This is a genomic window from Gordonia caeni (genome assembly GCF_039537105.1).
In the GTDB taxonomy this organism is placed as follows: Bacteria; Actinomycetota; Actinomycetes; order Mycobacteriales; family Mycobacteriaceae; genus Gordonia; species Gordonia caeni.
On record NZ_BAAAZW010000003.1, the window covers coordinates 1 to 15,121 of the forward strand.

Genomic DNA, 15,121 nt, shown 5'->3' on the forward strand with positions numbered 1-15,121 from the left:
TGGTCGCCCGCGCTCGTCCCGAACCTCACCTACGCACTCTCAGAACCGAAGAGCCGCGTATCGACGTCGCCACCCGAACCCAGGCCGTTCTCTGGGGAGTCGAACACGGGTTCCTGCCCGACCGCTCACGACAGTCCGGCGACGACGTCTGACCCCGTACTCACCGGCGCGCAGGTCGTTATCGTGCCGTCCCGCCCCGATTCCGTGACCGATCCGAACACGATCAGGGCGACCACGACCGACATACGGTGGATCGAATCTATGATTTGCTGGCCCGAGCCAGTCGGCGTGAAGTCCAGGAGGACCTGCGATGGCCAACACCCCGCCCATTCCAGGCCGTGATCGCGAGCAGCAGTTGGAACAGCTGTCGCCGTTCGAGTTGCGCGAATCGCTGATCGCGCTCGGGACCGAGGAGCAGCGCCGCGCGGCGCGCCCCCTGCTGGACGCCGGACGGGGAAACCCCAACTTTCTCACCGCCGCACCGCGCGAAGCGTTCTTCCAGCTCGGACTCTTCGCGGTCGAGGATTCGCGAGCCGCGGGATCGTGGAGCACCGATCTGGTCGCGCAGCCGTCGCCGAGTGGCATCGCGGCGCGGCTGCAATCGTGGCTCGACGCCCGCCCGGAGGCGCCCGGAGTGCAGATGCTCGGCGCCACACTGGTCTGGGCGAAGGACCAGGGCTGGGATCTCGACGCCTTCGTCTACGAGTTCGTGGACGGCATCCTCGGTGCGCACTATGCGGTGCCACCGGCGATGCTCGAGTACTGCTCCAAGATCGCCGCCCGCTACCTAGGGTCGATCATGGGCGACGGATTCCCCGGTCCGGACGAGGTCGACGTCTTCGCCACCGAGGGCGGCACCGCGGCCATGTGTTACATCTTTGACACGCTCTTCACCAATGAACTGCTGTCGCCCGGCGACAGCGTCGCGATCATGGCCCCGGTGTTCACTCCGTACCTCGACATCGCCGCCTTGCCCGAATACGCACTGAACCAGGTGCTGATCCACGCGGACGCGACGTTCCCGGATGGGAAGCATTCGTGGCAGTTCTCGCCGGAGCAGGTGGACAAGCTCCGCGATCCTGCGGTGAAGCTGCTGGTGTGCATCAACCCGACCAACCCGCCGTCGGTGCGTATCGCTGACGACACCATCGCGAAGATCGCGGAGATCGTGCGCGAGGACAACCCCGGGCTCATCATCATCACCGACGACGTGTACGCCACCTTCATCGACGGTTTCCGCTCGCTGTCGGCCGTGGTCCCCGACAACACGATCCTCGTCTATTCGCTGTCGAAGTACTTCGGAGCCACCGGCTGGCGGCTCGGTCTGGTCGCCACCTCGCGCACCACCGTGCTCGACCAGGCTCTGGCGAAGCTGCCGGAGCAGACCAAACATCTTCTGGCGCAGCGCTACTCGTCGTTGACCGACGACGCCGAGGCGCTCACCTTCGCGCAACGCCTCGTCGCCGACTCACGCGATGTGGCACTGAACCACACCGCCGGCATCTCGCAGCCGCAGCAGGTGCAGCTCGCGTTGTTCGCGCTGTTCGACATGCTCGACACCGAACGCGTCTACCGCAGCGCGGCGATGAAGCTGATCGCCGACCGCCTCGCAGCCCTACTCGAGGGACTGGACATCACCCTGCATCCGGACCCGCTGCGCACCGGCTACTACATCGAGCTCGACTTCATGGCGTATGTGCACAAGCATTATCCGCCGGAGTTCGCGACGTTCCTGGACAAGACCTACGAGCCGGCCGACATCCTGTTCCGCTTGGCGGCTCAGTCGGAGATCGTCGCGCTGAACGGTTCCGGTTTCGACGGCCCGCCCTGGTCGATCCGGCTGTCGCTGGCCAACCTCGACGAGGACGACTACCGCACGATCGGTCAGGCCATCCGCCGGGTCGGCGACGACTACGCCGCCGAGTGGCGTGCCGCGTCGGGTACCGCGACGCAATAGCGAGTGTGCTGCCCCGCGTGTCGGGGAACCCGTCGGTGGTCGTGAGCGTCCAAATGCCGGACGTATTCACTTCTCACGACGGGGGATTCTGATGGGGCACAGGGACTTGGGGACACGGCTGCTCGACCGTGCCGGGGCGGAGATCAGCAGGCTCGCGGCCGACGACAGCGCCATGTCGACGGCCGAGTACGCGATCGGGACCGTCGCGGCGGCGGCCTTCGGTGCGATCCTCTACACAGTGGTCACCGGTGACAACATCGTGAGTGCGCTGACCGGGATCATCGGTCGGGCGCTGTCGACCGCGGTGGGATGAGCCGGTCGTGGTGGCGACGGCTTGCGGCGGACGAGACCGGGATGGTGACCGTCGAGGCCGCTTATGCGCTCGCGGCGCTCGCGGCGTTCATCGTGCTGGGACTGGCGGCGATCGGCGGAGTCGCGGCGCACCTGCGGTGCACCGATGCCGCCCGTGAGGTGGCACGTCTCGCTGCCGCCGGCGATCCCGGGGCCGCCGCGATCGGTACCCGGATCGCGCCGGCGGGGGCGCGGATCGAGGTGGCCGAGCGCGGAGACGAGGTGGTGGCCACCGTTGCGGCGAAGGTCCCGCTCATTCCGTTGCTCGATGTCTCCGCGCGCAGCGTCGCCGCCGTCGAGCCCGGGCGAGAGGATTCGTCGACTGTGGACCGATGACTCCGGTTTCGCCACCATCGCATCCGCCCTGGTGATCGCGGGCCTGGCGGTGTTGCTGGTGGCGGTGCTCTATCTGGGGGCGGCGGTGCTGGCTCGTCATCGGGCCCAGCATGCGGCCGACCTGGGGGCGCTCGCGGCGGCCGTCGAATCGGTGAGCGGGGCCGACGATCCGTGCGCGCGGGCCCGCGAGTTGACCGCCAGGCAGGACGGCGCGCCACGGGTGACGCGATGTGTGCTTGACGGTCAGGACGTGCTGGTGGCCGTGGTGGTACAGGTCCGGCTCGGCGGCTGGGGCGTGCGGGAGGCCTCCGCGCAGGCCCGGGCCGGACCGGTGGAGTAGCCGAGGCTTTCGAGCCAGAGGGGAGGACTCGTCGGCTGCGAACCGACGACGTTCGTTCTGCCATTCTCGCGGCGGCCCTGGTGATCGTGGGCGTGCGAGCTGATCGCCGCGCAGGGACGGTGCTCGCGGGTGACGCGGTGCGGGGTCGACGGTCGGGAGGTGCTGCTGGCTGGAGCTGTGTGGGAGGGCGCTGTTGCGGCGCGAGCTCGTCCGTTCGGACAATCCGCAGGTCACAGCGAGTGTATCGTTGACGAACCTGGACGAAGTGAGGTGCGTCATGACTGGTGGCGGCAAACCCAAGACCCACTCGGACGGGACGGAGTCCAAGGACCCTCCAGAGCCTGCACCGGTCACCCATTTCGGTGTACTTGCTGTGCAAGCGGAGAAGGTGGCCAAACGCAATGCGGAGCAGGCCGACAAGCTGAGGGCGCGGGCGGGAGCCTGGGGCAAGGCGCTGTCAGTCGCGATGACGACTGCCCTCGGCTGGGTCACTCTTTCGCAGGCCACTGATATTTTCCCAGGCACCGCCGGCGATAGCCGCGAATGGGCGATCGTGTTCCTGGTTCTCGTCGTCATCTCGATCGGTGGAACGTGGTGGTGGTTCAACCGCCAGACTCGTCCGCTCGCGATGGGTCTCGATATCCCGAGAATGACGACGAAGGGGCCGGGGGCGGAGCTGAGTTCACGGGAGGCCGACGATGTCGCTCGACTGTATGGCGAGCTCGGAGAGCTGAACACTCGGATTCAGTCCGGACCTACCGAAGACGAGATCCGGCGGGTGGTTGCCCATGCGCTCGTGAGCCGCCGGACATATAGCCACAAATCTGCTTCTAAGCTGATCAAGGGATATGCGGCGGAAGCCATCGCGAAAGAGGCTCTGGCCGAGCAGAGTGCGATCGGGGAGAACGGCGAGATCGACCACAATCTGATCGAGCGGGCCGCGCAGATCCGTGCGGAGATCTATGCGACGCAACAGCGCGCGATGGTCACGGTGATACGGCGTCGAACCGGCGGCCTGGTGTCGGGCTTCGGAAGCGCACTATGTCTCGGAGTATTCATCGTGGGTCTGGTCGGGCTGTCGTACTCGTTGGATGAGATCGAGGCGACGCGTACCGAATCGGACCGTCGACTCGCGTTGTTCAATGAATGCGCCACGACAGTGGAGAACCTTAAGAAGCAGGGCATCGTCATTGGCGGATCTGGGGCGAATCGAGCCGTACTGCCGCGAGACTGCGAACGCTGGAGTCTTGACTACACGTCCGGTCGAGCGACAATCGCTGACGTGCAGAGTCTGTCTGATGCCCTGGATAAGTGCCGTTCCAGGGACCCGGCATTCGCGGACCGGCCGGAGTGCACAGCGATCGCGGTGAAGCTCGAGTCTATGGCGAATGAGCTCACGCCGAGTTGAGTGTGATGACGCCAGTGGGGGCGGTGTGGGCTGAGCCCGGATCAGGACGGGGCGGGGGTGGCCGAAGTGCTGCCGGGCGCCTGCTCCACGGCCTCGCCGCGGGCGACCAGACCGGCCTGCGTCGACAGCGTCTTGTTGCGCAGGAACAGGGTCAGGACGAAGCCGATCGCCGCGATCGGCACCAGGTACCAGAAGGTCGGTGCCATCGCGTTCACGTAGGCGTCCACCACCTGTGTGTGCAGCGGCTCGGGCAGATTCCGGACCACATCGGGGGTCAGGTCGCCGTCGCCGAGTCCCTTCGGCAGTTCCTGCGGCGGCACCTTGGCGATGATGTCGTGCAGGTTGGTCGACAGCTTGCTGGTGAACAGGGTGCCGAAGACCGAGGTGCCCACGGCGGCACCGATCTCGCGCAAGAAGTTGTTGGTCGACGTCGCCGTGCCCACCTCTTCCGGGGAGACGGCGTTCTGGACGGCGATCACGATCGTCTGGATCACCAGGCCCATGCCGAAACCGAGGACGAAGATCATCCCGCCGAACAGGATCATCGACATCTGGCCGGTGATCATCGTGAGCCACGCGATCCCGCCGGTGGTGACGGCCATGCCGACGATCGGGAAGATCCGGTACTTGCCGGTCTTGGTGATCAGCAGGCCCGAGCCGATGGCGGTCAGCATCACGCCGGCGGTCATCGGCAGCATCAGCAGCCCCGAATCGGTGGGGCCGACGCCGCGCGCCATCTGCAGGAACGTGGGCAGGTAGCTCAGCGCCGCGAACATCGTGATACCCAGAACCAGCGCGACAGACACCGAGACGCTGAACACCGGATCGCGGAACAGCCGCAGCGGGACCAGCGGCTCGTCGACGCGGGTCTCCACCCAGATGAAGAGGAAGAACGACACGACGGTGGCCGCCAGCAGACAGCTCAGGACCGGGTTGGACCAGTCGTACTCCCCACTGGGGGCGATACTCGGCCAACTCGTCATGAACACGATGCCGCTGGTGGCCAGGGTGAGGAACAGGGTGCCGAACCAGTCGAACGGCCGCTCGGAGCGCTGCATCGGAAGTTTGAGGGTGAAGAAGGCGACCACCAGCGCCGCGATGCCGATCGGCACGTTCAGCCAGAAGCACCAGCGCCATCCGGGCCCTTCGGTGAACCAGCCGCCCAGCAGGGGACCGGCCACCGAGGCGATTCCGAAGATGGCGCCCATCGGGCCCATGTACTTGCCGCGCTCGCGGGCCGAGACGATGTCGGCGATGATCGCCTGCGACAGGATCACCAGACCGCCGGCGCCGAGCCCCTGAAAGGTGCGGGCGGCCACCAGCATCCAGAACGAGTCGGCCAGCGCCGACCCCAGCGAACCCAGCACGAAGACGGTGATGGCGAACAGGAACGGCCAGCGCCGCCCGTACAGGTCGCCGATCTTGCCGTAGATCGGCATGACGATGGCGATCGCCAGCAGATACGACGTGATGATCCAGCCCTCGTGGGAAACCGCGCCGAGGTCACCCACGATCGTCGGCAGGGCGGTGCTGACCACCGACTGGTCCAGCGAGGACAGGAACATCGCGGCCAGCAGCGCCGCGTAGATCACGTAGACCATGCGCCGCTGGAGGTGGACCGGTGCCTGCTCGTCGTCGCCGGTCGCAGCGGTGGCCGAGGATGCGGAATCACTCACAGCCGACAGATTATCCGCCCCGATACGGCCGCGAGAGCAGAGCCGATCAAATGGCACAGATCGTCCCGGGGGACGTCAGAACAGGGTGGCCGGCCGCACCAGGTTCGCCAGATCCACCAGCAGGAAGCGGTAGGCCCGATTGTCGCGGGTACGGCGGGCCAGCTCGCGCAGCGAGCGTTCGGTGCCCGCCCGCAGACCGTGTTCGGTGAACGGAAAGCCGAGGAACTGCTCGGCGTCCTCGCCGTCGGCCACCTCGGCTTCGTTCTCCTCACGGTGCATGTCGATCCAGCCGAGCGCGGTGCCCAGCACGATCAGCTGAAGCCGCCCGAGCCGCCCATCCTCGTCACGGAGCCGGTCCAGGCGTTCGGCCGCCTCGAACAGTTCGTCGCGCTGCACCTCGTCCGGTGGGCGGCCGTGCACCAGGCACAGGATGGCGCTCTCCTGCGCCACCCCGTAGTGGCGGCTGGTGGTGGGCACCTCGTCGAGCGGTTCGATGGCGTCGAGGTGGCGGCCGTCGGCGATCAGCATGCGCGCCAGCCCGAATGCGGCGGTGACGATGGAATGATCGGTCAGCCACAGATCGTGATAGTGGTGGCGGGCGATGTCGTACCAGTGCTCGATCTGGGCCACCTGCTCGTTGGAGACCTCCTCCTGCGCCGACAGCCAGTAGCCGATCAACTCGGCGGTGCCGGCCACTGCAAGCTTCGGCGCCACCTCCCCGGGCAGGGCCTCGAGCACCGCCTGGAACCGTTCGTAGGCCAGTTCGGCGTCGCTGTCCTGCAGGGCGCAGATCCCCTGGTACCACTGCACGCGCCAGGAGTCGCCATGGTTCTCGGCCACCTCCTGCAGCAGCCGCAGCGCCACCTCGAGGTTGCCCAGTTCCAGGTGGGCGCGGGCTTCGGCCAGGTCGATCTCCAGCGACGGATGACGTGGGTCGTAGGTCTCGTCGTCGCTGGGCGTCATGCCCGGGAACTCCTCGAGGCGAGCGACCTTGATGCTGTCGAGGACCTGCCTCGGGTAGCTGAGCGCCGCCGAGCTGAGCAGGCCGGCGGCCGGGTCCTCGGGGTCGACCAGGGGGACCGGCAGCGCGCGGGCGATGTCGGCGGGGTCGGCCTCGGCGGCCTGCGCCGGATCGAAGAAGCCGTCGATCGGGGCCAGGATCAGGTTGGTGCCGAACGTGGACCGCTGCGGGGTGAACACCTTCGACATGGCCGGACGCGGCACACCGGTGTGCAGGGCGACGGTCTCGCGGAGCACCGCGAACACCTGGGTCGTCATCTCCTCGGTGGAGGCGAAACGCTCGGCCGGATCGGTCGCGGTGGCTCGCTGCAACAGGTAGTAGTACGACGGGTTCTCGGCGAACAGGTCGGTGGTCTCGGGATCGGGGAGGCCGTCGACGTAGCGGCCCTGCTCGGTCGGCAGGTCCAGCGTCAGGGCCGCCAGGGTGCGGCCGATGCTGTAGATGTCGGTGACCACCTGCGGGCCGGTCTCCACGATCTCGGGCGCCTGGAAGCCGGGCGTGCCGTACAGGTGCCCGTAGCCGTTGATCGCCGACACCGCGCCGAGGTCGATCATCTTGACCTCGTCGCTGGTGATCATGATGTTGTCGGGTTTGACGTCGTTGTAGACCAGGCCCAGCGAGTGCAGATGTCCGACGGCCGAGAGCACCTCGAGGATGTAGGCCATCGCCTGCTCGATCGGCAGGTTGATCTTCTCGCCGCCGGGACCGGTGGTGAGCTGCTTGAGGGTGTGGCCGCCGACGTACTCCATCACGATGTAGCCGAGCTGGCGGTCTTCGGTGTCGGTGTACTCGACGAAGTTGTAGATCTTGACGATGCCGGGATCGTTCACCGAGGCGAGGAACTGCCGTTCGGCGATCGCGACGGCGCGGGCCGCCGAGTCCGACGAATTCAGCAGGCCCTTGAGCACCACGGGCCGATCGGAGACGTTGTGGTCCACGGCCAGATAGATCCAGCCGATGCCGCCGTGCGCGATGGCGCCGGCGATCTCGTACTGGTCGGCGACCATGGTGCCGCGAGCGAGGCCCGGGACGAACGAATAGCGGGACCCGCAGTGCGGACAGAAACCGCTCAGCGGGCCCTTGTCCTCGCCCGAGCTGCGGGCCACGGGCCGGCCGCAGTTCCAGCAGAACCGCTTGTTCTCCACGATGATCGGGTTCGACAGCACCGCGTCGGCGGGGTCGATGTCGCGCATCGCGGGCAGTTGCACCAGGTCGCTGCCGAGCCGGCGGTCGTGCACCACGGTGGCGCCGCGGCGGGCCCGGCGGCGCGTGGTCGGCGTGGACAGCTGATCGTCCAACAGTCCGGTGCCCGGGGTGGCCTGCGTACCGGCCAGCACGTCGTCGTCGGCGGTCGGGTCGGCCGCCTGCGTCTCCGGGTAATCGTCGTGCAGCGGCGGCGCCGCGGCCTGGGTGCGGACGGTGCCCACGTCGTCGGCGTGGCCGTCGGCACCGGGCTGCTGGTCGGAGTCGGTCATGTCGATCAATCCCGGTAGACGGTGGGGGGCGGATAACCGGGGCCGAGCTGGGCCAGCCACTGATCGTAGGAGCGCTGCCAGCTGCCGTCGGCGCGGCGTTCGGCCAGTACGCCGTTGACGAAGCGCACCATGTCGGTCTCGTTCATCGGGATCCCGACACCGTACGACTCGGTGCCGATCGGGTCGCCGACGATCCGCACCCACGGATCCTGCTCGGCGATCCCGGACAGGATGGGCTCGTCACCGGCGATCGCGTCGACCTGTCCCTGCTGCATCAGCACCAGGCAGTCGGCCCAGTTGTTGGTGGTCACCACTTCGGCGCTCGGCACGCGCCGCTGGATCCGGGTGATCGTCGTCGAATTGCGGGTGGCGCACACCGATTTGCGCGCCAGCCCCGCGGTGCTGTCGATCCCGGAGTTGCGGTACACCAGGATCCGTTGCGCCGCCGTGTAGTACGGGGCCGAGAAGTCGACGGACTCGCGGCGGTCGCAGGTGATGCTCATCGACTTGACCACCACGTCCACGTCGCCGTTCAGCAGGGCGTCGATCCGTTCGCCGGTGGACAGGATCCGGTACTCGACGCGGATGTCGCCGAAGATGGCCTCCGAGATCCAGTGCGCCACATCGATGTCGAAGCCCTCGATGTCACCGGAGATGGGATCGCGGAAGCTGAGGGGATTGCTGCCGATGTCGGTGCCGACCACCAGGCGCCCGCGCTCGGCGATCCGGGCCATCGTCGAGCCGGCCGGCATCTCCCGCGGTTCGGGCATCGGCGACATCGGGCGCAGGCTGGTGGTGGCATCGCAGGACTCCGCGTCGACGCCCTCGGGCGCCTGCGCGCCGAACGACGCCCCCGGCGGGGTCGGCACGGCCGCGCTGGTGGTGGGCGGTTCGTTGCTGGTGAGCGTTTCGACGGTGCAGCCGGTCAGCAGCAGCCCGGCGGCCGCGGCCAGGACGGCCGCCCGGAGCGCACGCGGCTTCATCGGTACTCCCGGATGCGCGGGATCAGGCCACCGGCGGCGGCGACACCGGCCACCACGCACAGCCAGGCGATGCCGGTGCCGGTGTAGCCCAGCAACTGCTGCGCGGTGTGGATGTTGTCGCGGAAGGTGCCGCGCGTCTGATCGATGGCGGTCAGCAGGGAACTGTTCACCTGGTCGTATCCGGTGGCCGTGCTGATGTCCCCGGTGCCGATGGTGAGCGCGCGGGCGGCGACGAAGTCACCGGCGGCCAGCCGCTGACCCACCTCCTGGTGGGCGCGCTCCCACCGGCCGATCGAGTCCTGGACCTCCCGCAGCGGCTCGGCCATGCCGGCGTCGTCGCCGTGCTCGGCCAGCAGCGCCGCGGTCTTGGTGCGGATCTGGTCGATGGCGGCGTTGAAATCACGGTCGAGGAGGCCGGGATCGGTGCGGCGTACCAGGCTCAGCGTCTCCACCGACCGCGCTTGCTGGGTGATGATCCGCATGGTGGTGAGCTCGTGCAGGGGTTCGGCGCCGGAGCTCTTCGCGGTGTTGGCGGCCGCCACCGAGGTGAGTCCGGTGATCAGCAGCCAGAGTGTGCCCAGCCCCAATGCGGTGAGGGCGGCCACCAGGCCGAGGTTGAAGTGCCGCCGGGTCCGTCGCGCCAGATAGCGGCCGCTGGCGAGCAGGATGGCGATGGTGCCGAACAGGGCCACATAGACGCCCCACGGCGGCACCGTGAGGGTGCGTTGCGGCTCGGAGATGGCGGCCGAACGCTGGTCGTAGAGGCGTTGCGCGGCCGGCAGGATGTCGTCCTGCATCATCGTCGACGCCTGCACCAGGTAGGCCGAGCCGACCGGATTGCCCAGGCGGTTGTTGGTGCGGGCCGCTTCGATCACGCCGGTGTACGAGGGGATCCGCACGGCCATCGTGTCCAGGTCCTCGCGGATCGGGATACCCGTTCCGGCGTCGGCCGACGAGCCGCCGTCGGCCGAGGCCACCAGCGCGGTGCCCGAACTCGCGATGGCATCGGAGTACACGCGGCGCAGTTCGGGGGTCTCGCGGCCGCCGGAGATGAAGGCCGAGTTCGCCGCCGCATCGGCCACCGACAGCGAGCTGTAGAGCACCTCGGCGGACTCGGCCAGCGGCTCGCTCCGGTCGATCAGCGACTCCAGCGTCTGGCTGCGCTCGTTCAGGTTCGACGACGAGTACCAGCCGGTCAGCAGGCAGGCCAGCACCATCGCGGCCATCAGGACCACGAGCTTTCCGGGCGTGGTGAGCGCATAGAACTTGAAGGCGGTGATCGGCGAACTGACGCGGTCGCGGGTCATCGCCGCGATCTCGCGGCGGTCGGCGATCACTTGCCGCAGACGCGGATTGGCCTGGGTGGATTCGGGGAGGACGCTGCGACCGGCATGCGTCAGCGCGGTGCGTACCGACGTATCCTGCCCGCTCACGACTGCACCTTCCCTGTCGTGCCCCAACCCTAGTCGGCAATCGCTTGCGACACGTGAGCACCCGGTACCGTGGTGACCGAGAGTGTCGGGAGAGAGGTCGGCGAGTGCGCGGAGATGGCGACGGGTGGGTCTTCGACCCGGACGGCGCACGCTATTGGGGCCGGCACGGCGCGGCGGGGCTGCTGCTGTGCACCCGCATGGGCGACGACGGCATCGGCGTGCTGTTGCAGCATCGCGCGGTGTGGTCGCACCAGGGCGGAACCTGGGGTCTGCCCGGCGGCGCCCGCGACTCGCACGAGTCGGCGGTGGACGCGGCGGTGCGGGAGGCACACGAGGAGGCCGGCATCGGCGATGCGGACATCGAGGTCCTCGAGACCGAGGTGACGCACGAGGCCGTCAGCGGCTGGACCTACACCACCGTGATCGCGCGGGTCGCCGAGCCGGTCGCCACCACCGCCAACGGCGAGTCCGCCGAACTGCGATGGGTGCTCGCCGCCGACGTGGACGACCTGCCCTTGCATCCGGGATTCGGCAGCGCGTGGCCCATGCTGCGCAGACGGCTGCGCTGAGCAGTCGGGGCCGGCCGGGGCCGGTTCAGGCGGCCCGGCGGCCGGTCAGCTGGTTCGCGGCCGAGATCAGCGCCCGGACGGTGGCCTCGTCGCCGCCCGCGGCCCGGCCGTACGACCAGCACCGCTGTTCGCCGCGCGCGCACTGCAGGTAGGCGGCCACCTGACCGTCGTCGTCCTGCTGGTAGAGCGCGACGATCTCGACGCCTGCGTCTAAGCCGTACAGCAGTTCGCTGATGGCACCGATGGTGCCCAAGGCGCTGACCTCCAGGTCCACCGGCTGGTGGTCGACGGTCAGGCTGACCCGGCAGCGGACGGAGTCCCCGGCCTCGGGCTCCACGTGCAGCTGCCGCAGATCGATCGCTCCCCGCGGGGAGAAGGCGGCGTCGAAACGGTCGGTACTCATGCGGTGCGCCTCGGCGGGAAACCAGCGCGGCGGTCGTGGACGGAACGTCGCGATCGGCGTCGCGGAGCGATGGTGTTCACCCCTGCAGTCTCGGGGGTGAGTCAGAACGTCAGGCATCTCGTGGCTTCTCTCCGGTCGAAATTCTGGTGACCGACGAAAAAGAGGAAGAGCAGACGACGAACCCGCAGCGGGGGGTCGGTCGAATCAGACCCCGCTGCGGCGGGTTACGAGAAGCTGCTGCCACGTCATGATGAAGCCAGGCTACCCGGATCAGTCGCCGGCGTACACCGGATTGAGACCGGCGAGCAGTTCGCGGGCCGCGCCCCGCGGATCGGGGGCGGCGGTCACCGCGCGCACCACGACGATCCGGGAGGCCCCGGCCGCCGCCGCTTCGGGGACCCGCGCGGCGTCGATGCCGCCGATCGCGAACCACGGCTTCGCGGTACCGGTCGCCGCGGCCGCGGCGACCAGATCCAGCCCGGTCGCCGCCCGTCCTGGCTTGGTCGGGGTGGTCCAGCACGGGCCGGTGCAGAAGTAGTCGACGGCGTCGTCGCCGACGGCGTCGTGCAACTGCGCCTCGTCGTGGGTGGAGCGCCCCAGCAGCATGGTCTGGCCGACCACCGCCCGGGCCGCCTCCGACGGCAGATCGCCCTGGCCCAGGTGCAGCACGTCGGCGCCGGCGAGCGCGGCGATGTCGGCGCGGTCGTTGACCGCCAGCAGGGCCCCCGCCGCAGTGGTGACCTCCCGCAGCCGGGCCAGGATCTCCAGCTCCTCCCGGGCCTCCAGCGTGCCGAAGCGTTCGGCACCCGCCGAGCCCTTGTCCCGCAGCTGCACGATGTCGACGCCGCCGCCCAGTGCGGCGGTCACGAACTCGATCAGATCGCCCCGTTCGCGCCGTGCGTCGGTGCACAGGTACAGGCGGGCGTCGGTCAAGCGGCGGCGCAGATCCATGACGCCAACGGTAGGCTAGGACCACACACGAACGACACGGGTGTCCGGAGGATCGCCGGGCTGAGATCGCGGGGCCGCCGCCGCTGACCGTCGCACCTGATCCGGGTAATGCCGGCGAAGGAAGGTCCTCACCAGTGGCACGGGAATTGACAGTGATCGGCGGCGGCGCCGTCGGGCTGATCTGCGCGCTGTCGGCCGCCGACGGCGGCTGGCGGGTGCGCGTCTATGACGACGGCCCCGGGCGGCGCGCGGCCCAGGTGGCCGGCGGCATGCTCGGCTGTCTCGGCGAGGCCCATCCCGGCGAAGAGGCACTGCTGGCGGCCTCCGCCGCGTCGGTGGCCCGCTGGCCCGCTCTGCTGCAGCGCCTCGGCGACCCGGCCGTGACCGCCGCCGAGAACACGCTGCTGGTGGCCGGATCGGCCGCCGATCGCGCCTACTTCGACGAGTCGGTCGCCTTTCTGCGCGGTGTCCTGCCCGCGCCGGACGCCGCCGAGCAGACCGCCGGGCAGTTGCGCGCCGCCGAGCCCGGCCTGGCCCGCACCCCGGCCGGCGGCTATCTGCTGACCGGTGAGGGCGCCGTCGACAATCGCCGTCTGCTCGCCGCCCTGCGCGCCGCGCTGACCGCCGCCGGCGCCGAGCTGATCGACGAGCGGGTGACAGACCCGGCCGCGGTGCCCGGCGACCAGGTCCTCGTCGCCGCCGGACTGGATTCGGCCGGCCTGGTGCCCGGCGGACTGCCCGGGCTGCGCGGGGAGAAGGGCGAGATCCTGCGGCTGGCCCGCACCGCGTGGTCGGTGCCGCCGCCGCGGCACGTGATCCGGGCGCGCTGGCATTCCCGGAACGTGTACCTGGTGCCGCGTGAGGACGGCCTGGTGCTGGGGGCCACCCAGTACGAGGCCCTCGACCACACCGACCGCGCCCCGCAGGCCGGCGGCGTCGCCGATCTGCTGTCGGACGCGTGCGAGCTGTTCCCGGGCCTGCGCACCTACGAACTCACCGAGGTGGCCGCCGGGATCCGGCCGATGTCGGCCGACGGGCTGCCGATCGTCACGCGCATCGACCGTCGTGTGCTGGTGGCCGCCGGGCACGGCCGCAACGGCATCGCGCTCGCGCCGGGCACCGCCGCGCAGGTGATGGACCTGCTGTGCACCGCAACCGAATCGGAAGAGAGGAGCTCGGCATGACCGAGTCGAAACAGCTCGTGGAGCTGACCGTCAACGGATCCCCGGTGACCCTGGATGCCGCCGCGGGCGTCACGGGTCTGCTGGCGCAACTGGGTCTGCCGGACTGCGGTGTGGCCGTCGCGGTGGACGGGGTGGTCCGGCCGCAGGGCCGGTGGGACCTGCCGATCGCCGACGGTGCGGTGGTGGACGTCCTCACGGCGGTGCAGGGTGGCTGACGCCGCACCGGCCGGCGATCGCCTCGAGATCGCCGGGCGCAGCCTGTCGTCGCGGCTCATCATGGGCACCGGCGGTGCACCCAATCTCGCCGTGCTGGCCGATGCGCTCGCCGCCTCGGGCACCGAACTGACCACCGTCGCCATGCGCCGCGTCAGCCCCGAATCGGGCACCGGTCTGCTGGATCTGCTGCGGCGCTTGAACATCGAGCTCCTGCCCAACACCGCGGGCTGCCACACCGCCGCGGAGGCGCTGCTGGTGGCGCAGCTGGCCCGCGAGGCCACCGGCACCGAACTGGTGAAGCTCGAGGTGGTGGCCGACGACCGGACGCTGCTGCCCGACCCGCTGGAACTGGTCGACGCGGCCGCCGCTCTTGTGGCCGACGGTTTCGCGGTGCTGGCCTACACCAACGACGATCCGGTGCTGGCCCGGCGCCTCGAAGACACCGGTGTGGCCGCCGTGATGCCGCTGGGTTCGCCGATCGGTACCGGCCTGGGGATCAGCAACCCGCACAACATCGAGATGATCGTGGAGCGGGCCGGGGTGCCGGTGGTGCTCGACGCCGGTATCGGCACCGCCAGCGATGCCGCGCTGGCGATGGAACTGGGCTGCGACGCGGTGCTGCTGGCCACCGCCGTCACCCGGGCGCAGGATCCGGTCGCGATGGCCGCCGCCATGCGGCACGCCGTGCAGGCCGGACGTCTGGCCGCCGGAGCCGGGCGGATCCCCAAGCGCTTCTGGGCGCAGGCCTCCTCGCCCACGATCCCGTAGCCGCTCCCCGTTCTGTACTCGCCGCTCCCTGAGCCGGGCGAGGCGCCAGC

At 69.4% G+C, this 15,121-nt stretch carries 15 protein-coding genes; 9 read left to right on the forward strand and 6 right to left on the reverse strand.

Features of this window, described 5'->3' with window-relative positions; genetic code table 11:
• Positions 1-310 precede the first annotated feature (310 nt).
• The 5 genes from ABD732_RS05135 to ABD732_RS05155 all read left to right on the forward strand — a co-directional run bounded on the left by ABD732_RS05135 (position 311) and on the right by ABD732_RS05155 (position 4,392).
• Positions 311-1,957, forward strand: a complete 1,647-nt coding sequence (locus ABD732_RS05135; protein ID WP_344781296.1) for a bifunctional aspartate transaminase/aspartate 4-decarboxylase — start codon at positions 311-313, stop codon at positions 1,955-1,957.
• Between the two features lie 91 nt (positions 1,958-2,048).
• On the forward strand, positions 2,049-2,270 hold the full coding sequence (locus tag ABD732_RS05140) for a DUF4244 domain-containing protein (protein WP_344781298.1): 222 nt from the start codon (positions 2,049-2,051) through the stop codon (positions 2,268-2,270).
• Between the two features lie 41 nt (positions 2,271-2,311).
• Positions 2,312-2,644, forward strand: a complete 333-nt coding sequence (locus ABD732_RS05145) for a TadE family type IV pilus minor pilin (RefSeq protein WP_344781300.1) — start codon at positions 2,312-2,314, stop codon at positions 2,642-2,644.
• Positions 2,577-2,984, forward strand: a complete 408-nt coding sequence (locus tag ABD732_RS05150) for an Rv3654c family TadE-like protein (protein ID WP_344781302.1) — start codon at positions 2,577-2,579, stop codon at positions 2,982-2,984. The genes ABD732_RS05145 and ABD732_RS05150 overlap by 68 nt, the downstream gene beginning before the upstream one ends.
• Before the next feature lie 388 nt (positions 2,985-3,372).
• Positions 3,373-4,392 (forward strand): hypothetical protein, encoded by a 1,020-nt coding sequence (locus ABD732_RS05155; RefSeq protein ID WP_344781304.1) that lies wholly within the window; start codon positions 3,373-3,375, stop codon positions 4,390-4,392.
• Positions 4,393-4,433: 41 nt separating this feature from the next.
• Here ABD732_RS05155 and ABD732_RS05160 read toward each other — a convergent pair whose 3' ends face one another.
• The 4 genes from ABD732_RS05160 to ABD732_RS05175 form a co-directional block, all read right to left on the reverse strand.
• The gene (locus ABD732_RS05160; RefSeq protein ID WP_344781306.1) at positions 4,434-6,068 is read right to left on the reverse strand and encodes an MDR family MFS transporter; all 1,635 of its coding nucleotides are present in this window, start codon (positions 6,066-6,068) and stop codon (positions 4,434-4,436) included.
• Positions 6,069-6,143: 75 nt separating this feature from the next.
• A complete protein-coding gene (locus tag ABD732_RS05165; RefSeq protein ID WP_344781308.1) occupies positions 6,144-8,564 on the reverse strand; it encodes a serine/threonine-protein kinase in 2,421 nt (806 codons plus the stop codon).
• Between the two features lie 5 nt (positions 8,565-8,569).
• Positions 8,570-9,547 (reverse strand): glutamate ABC transporter substrate-binding protein, encoded by a 978-nt coding sequence (locus ABD732_RS05170; protein ID WP_344781310.1) that lies wholly within the window; start codon positions 9,545-9,547, stop codon positions 8,570-8,572.
• Positions 9,544-10,980, reverse strand: coding sequence for a hypothetical protein (locus tag ABD732_RS05175; RefSeq protein WP_344781312.1), 1,437 nt, complete (start codon positions 10,978-10,980; stop codon positions 9,544-9,546). The genes ABD732_RS05170 and ABD732_RS05175 overlap by 4 nt, the downstream gene beginning before the upstream one ends.
• Positions 10,981-11,084: 104 nt before the next feature.
• Here ABD732_RS05175 and ABD732_RS05180 point away from each other — a divergent pair, with 104 nt between their 5' ends.
• Complete coding sequence (locus ABD732_RS05180) at positions 11,085-11,549, forward strand: NUDIX hydrolase (protein WP_344781314.1); 465 nt, start codon at positions 11,085-11,087, stop codon at positions 11,547-11,549.
• A gap of 25 nt (positions 11,550-11,574) precedes the next feature.
• Here ABD732_RS05180 and ABD732_RS05185 read toward each other — a convergent pair whose 3' ends face one another.
• Entirely contained in the window at positions 11,575-11,952 is a 378-nt protein-coding gene (locus ABD732_RS05185; protein WP_344781316.1) for a hypothetical protein, read from the reverse strand.
• A gap of 270 nt (positions 11,953-12,222) precedes the next feature.
• Positions 12,223-12,903, reverse strand: coding sequence for a thiamine phosphate synthase (thiE, locus tag ABD732_RS05190; protein WP_344781318.1), 681 nt, complete (start codon positions 12,901-12,903; stop codon positions 12,223-12,225).
• 134 nt (positions 12,904-13,037) lie between these two features.
• Here thiE and ABD732_RS05195 point away from each other — a divergent pair, with 134 nt between their 5' ends.
• Genes ABD732_RS05195 through thiG form a run of 3 tightly spaced genes read left to right on the forward strand, consistent with a single transcriptional unit; the run spans position 13,038 to position 15,071 of the window.
• A complete protein-coding gene (locus ABD732_RS05195) occupies positions 13,038-14,087 on the forward strand; it encodes an FAD-dependent oxidoreductase (RefSeq protein WP_344781320.1) in 1,050 nt (349 codons plus the stop codon).
• 17 nt (positions 14,088-14,104) lie between these two features.
• Positions 14,105-14,302 (forward strand): sulfur carrier protein ThiS, encoded by a 198-nt coding sequence (thiS, locus tag ABD732_RS05200; RefSeq protein WP_425552997.1) that lies wholly within the window; start codon positions 14,105-14,107, stop codon positions 14,300-14,302.
• On the forward strand, positions 14,295-15,071 hold the full coding sequence (gene thiG / locus ABD732_RS05205) for a thiazole synthase (RefSeq protein WP_344781324.1): 777 nt from the start codon (positions 14,295-14,297) through the stop codon (positions 15,069-15,071). The genes thiS and thiG overlap by 8 nt, the downstream gene beginning before the upstream one ends.
• Positions 15,072-15,121 lie beyond the last annotated feature (50 nt).

Bases quoted from the DNA above. Each gene is read 5' to 3' on its own strand.
- ABD732_RS05140 (WP_344781298.1), top strand. From the start codon at position 2,049: ATGGGGCACAGGGACTTGGGGACACGGCTGCTCGACCGTGCCGGGGCG.
- ABD732_RS05170 (WP_344781310.1), bottom strand. From the start codon at position 9,547: ATGAAGCCGCGTGCGCTCCGGGCGGCCGTCCTGGCCGCGGCCGCCGGG.
- thiE (WP_344781318.1), bottom strand. From the start codon at position 12,903: ATGGATCTGCGCCGCCGCTTGACCGACGCCCGCCTGTACCTGTGCACC.
- ABD732_RS05135 (WP_344781296.1), top strand. From the start codon at position 311: ATGGCCAACACCCCGCCCATTCCAGGCCGTGATCGCGAGCAGCAGTTG.
- ABD732_RS05150 (WP_344781302.1), top strand. From the start codon at position 2,577: ATGTCTCCGCGCGCAGCGTCGCCGCCGTCGAGCCCGGGCGAGAGGATT.
- ABD732_RS05145 (WP_344781300.1), top strand. From the start codon at position 2,312: ATGGTGACCGTCGAGGCCGCTTATGCGCTCGCGGCGCTCGCGGCGTTC.
- ABD732_RS05165 (WP_344781308.1), bottom strand. From the start codon at position 8,564: ATGACCGACTCCGACCAGCAGCCCGGTGCCGACGGCCACGCCGACGAC.
- ABD732_RS05185 (WP_344781316.1), bottom strand. From the start codon at position 11,952: ATGAGTACCGACCGTTTCGACGCCGCCTTCTCCCCGCGGGGAGCGATC.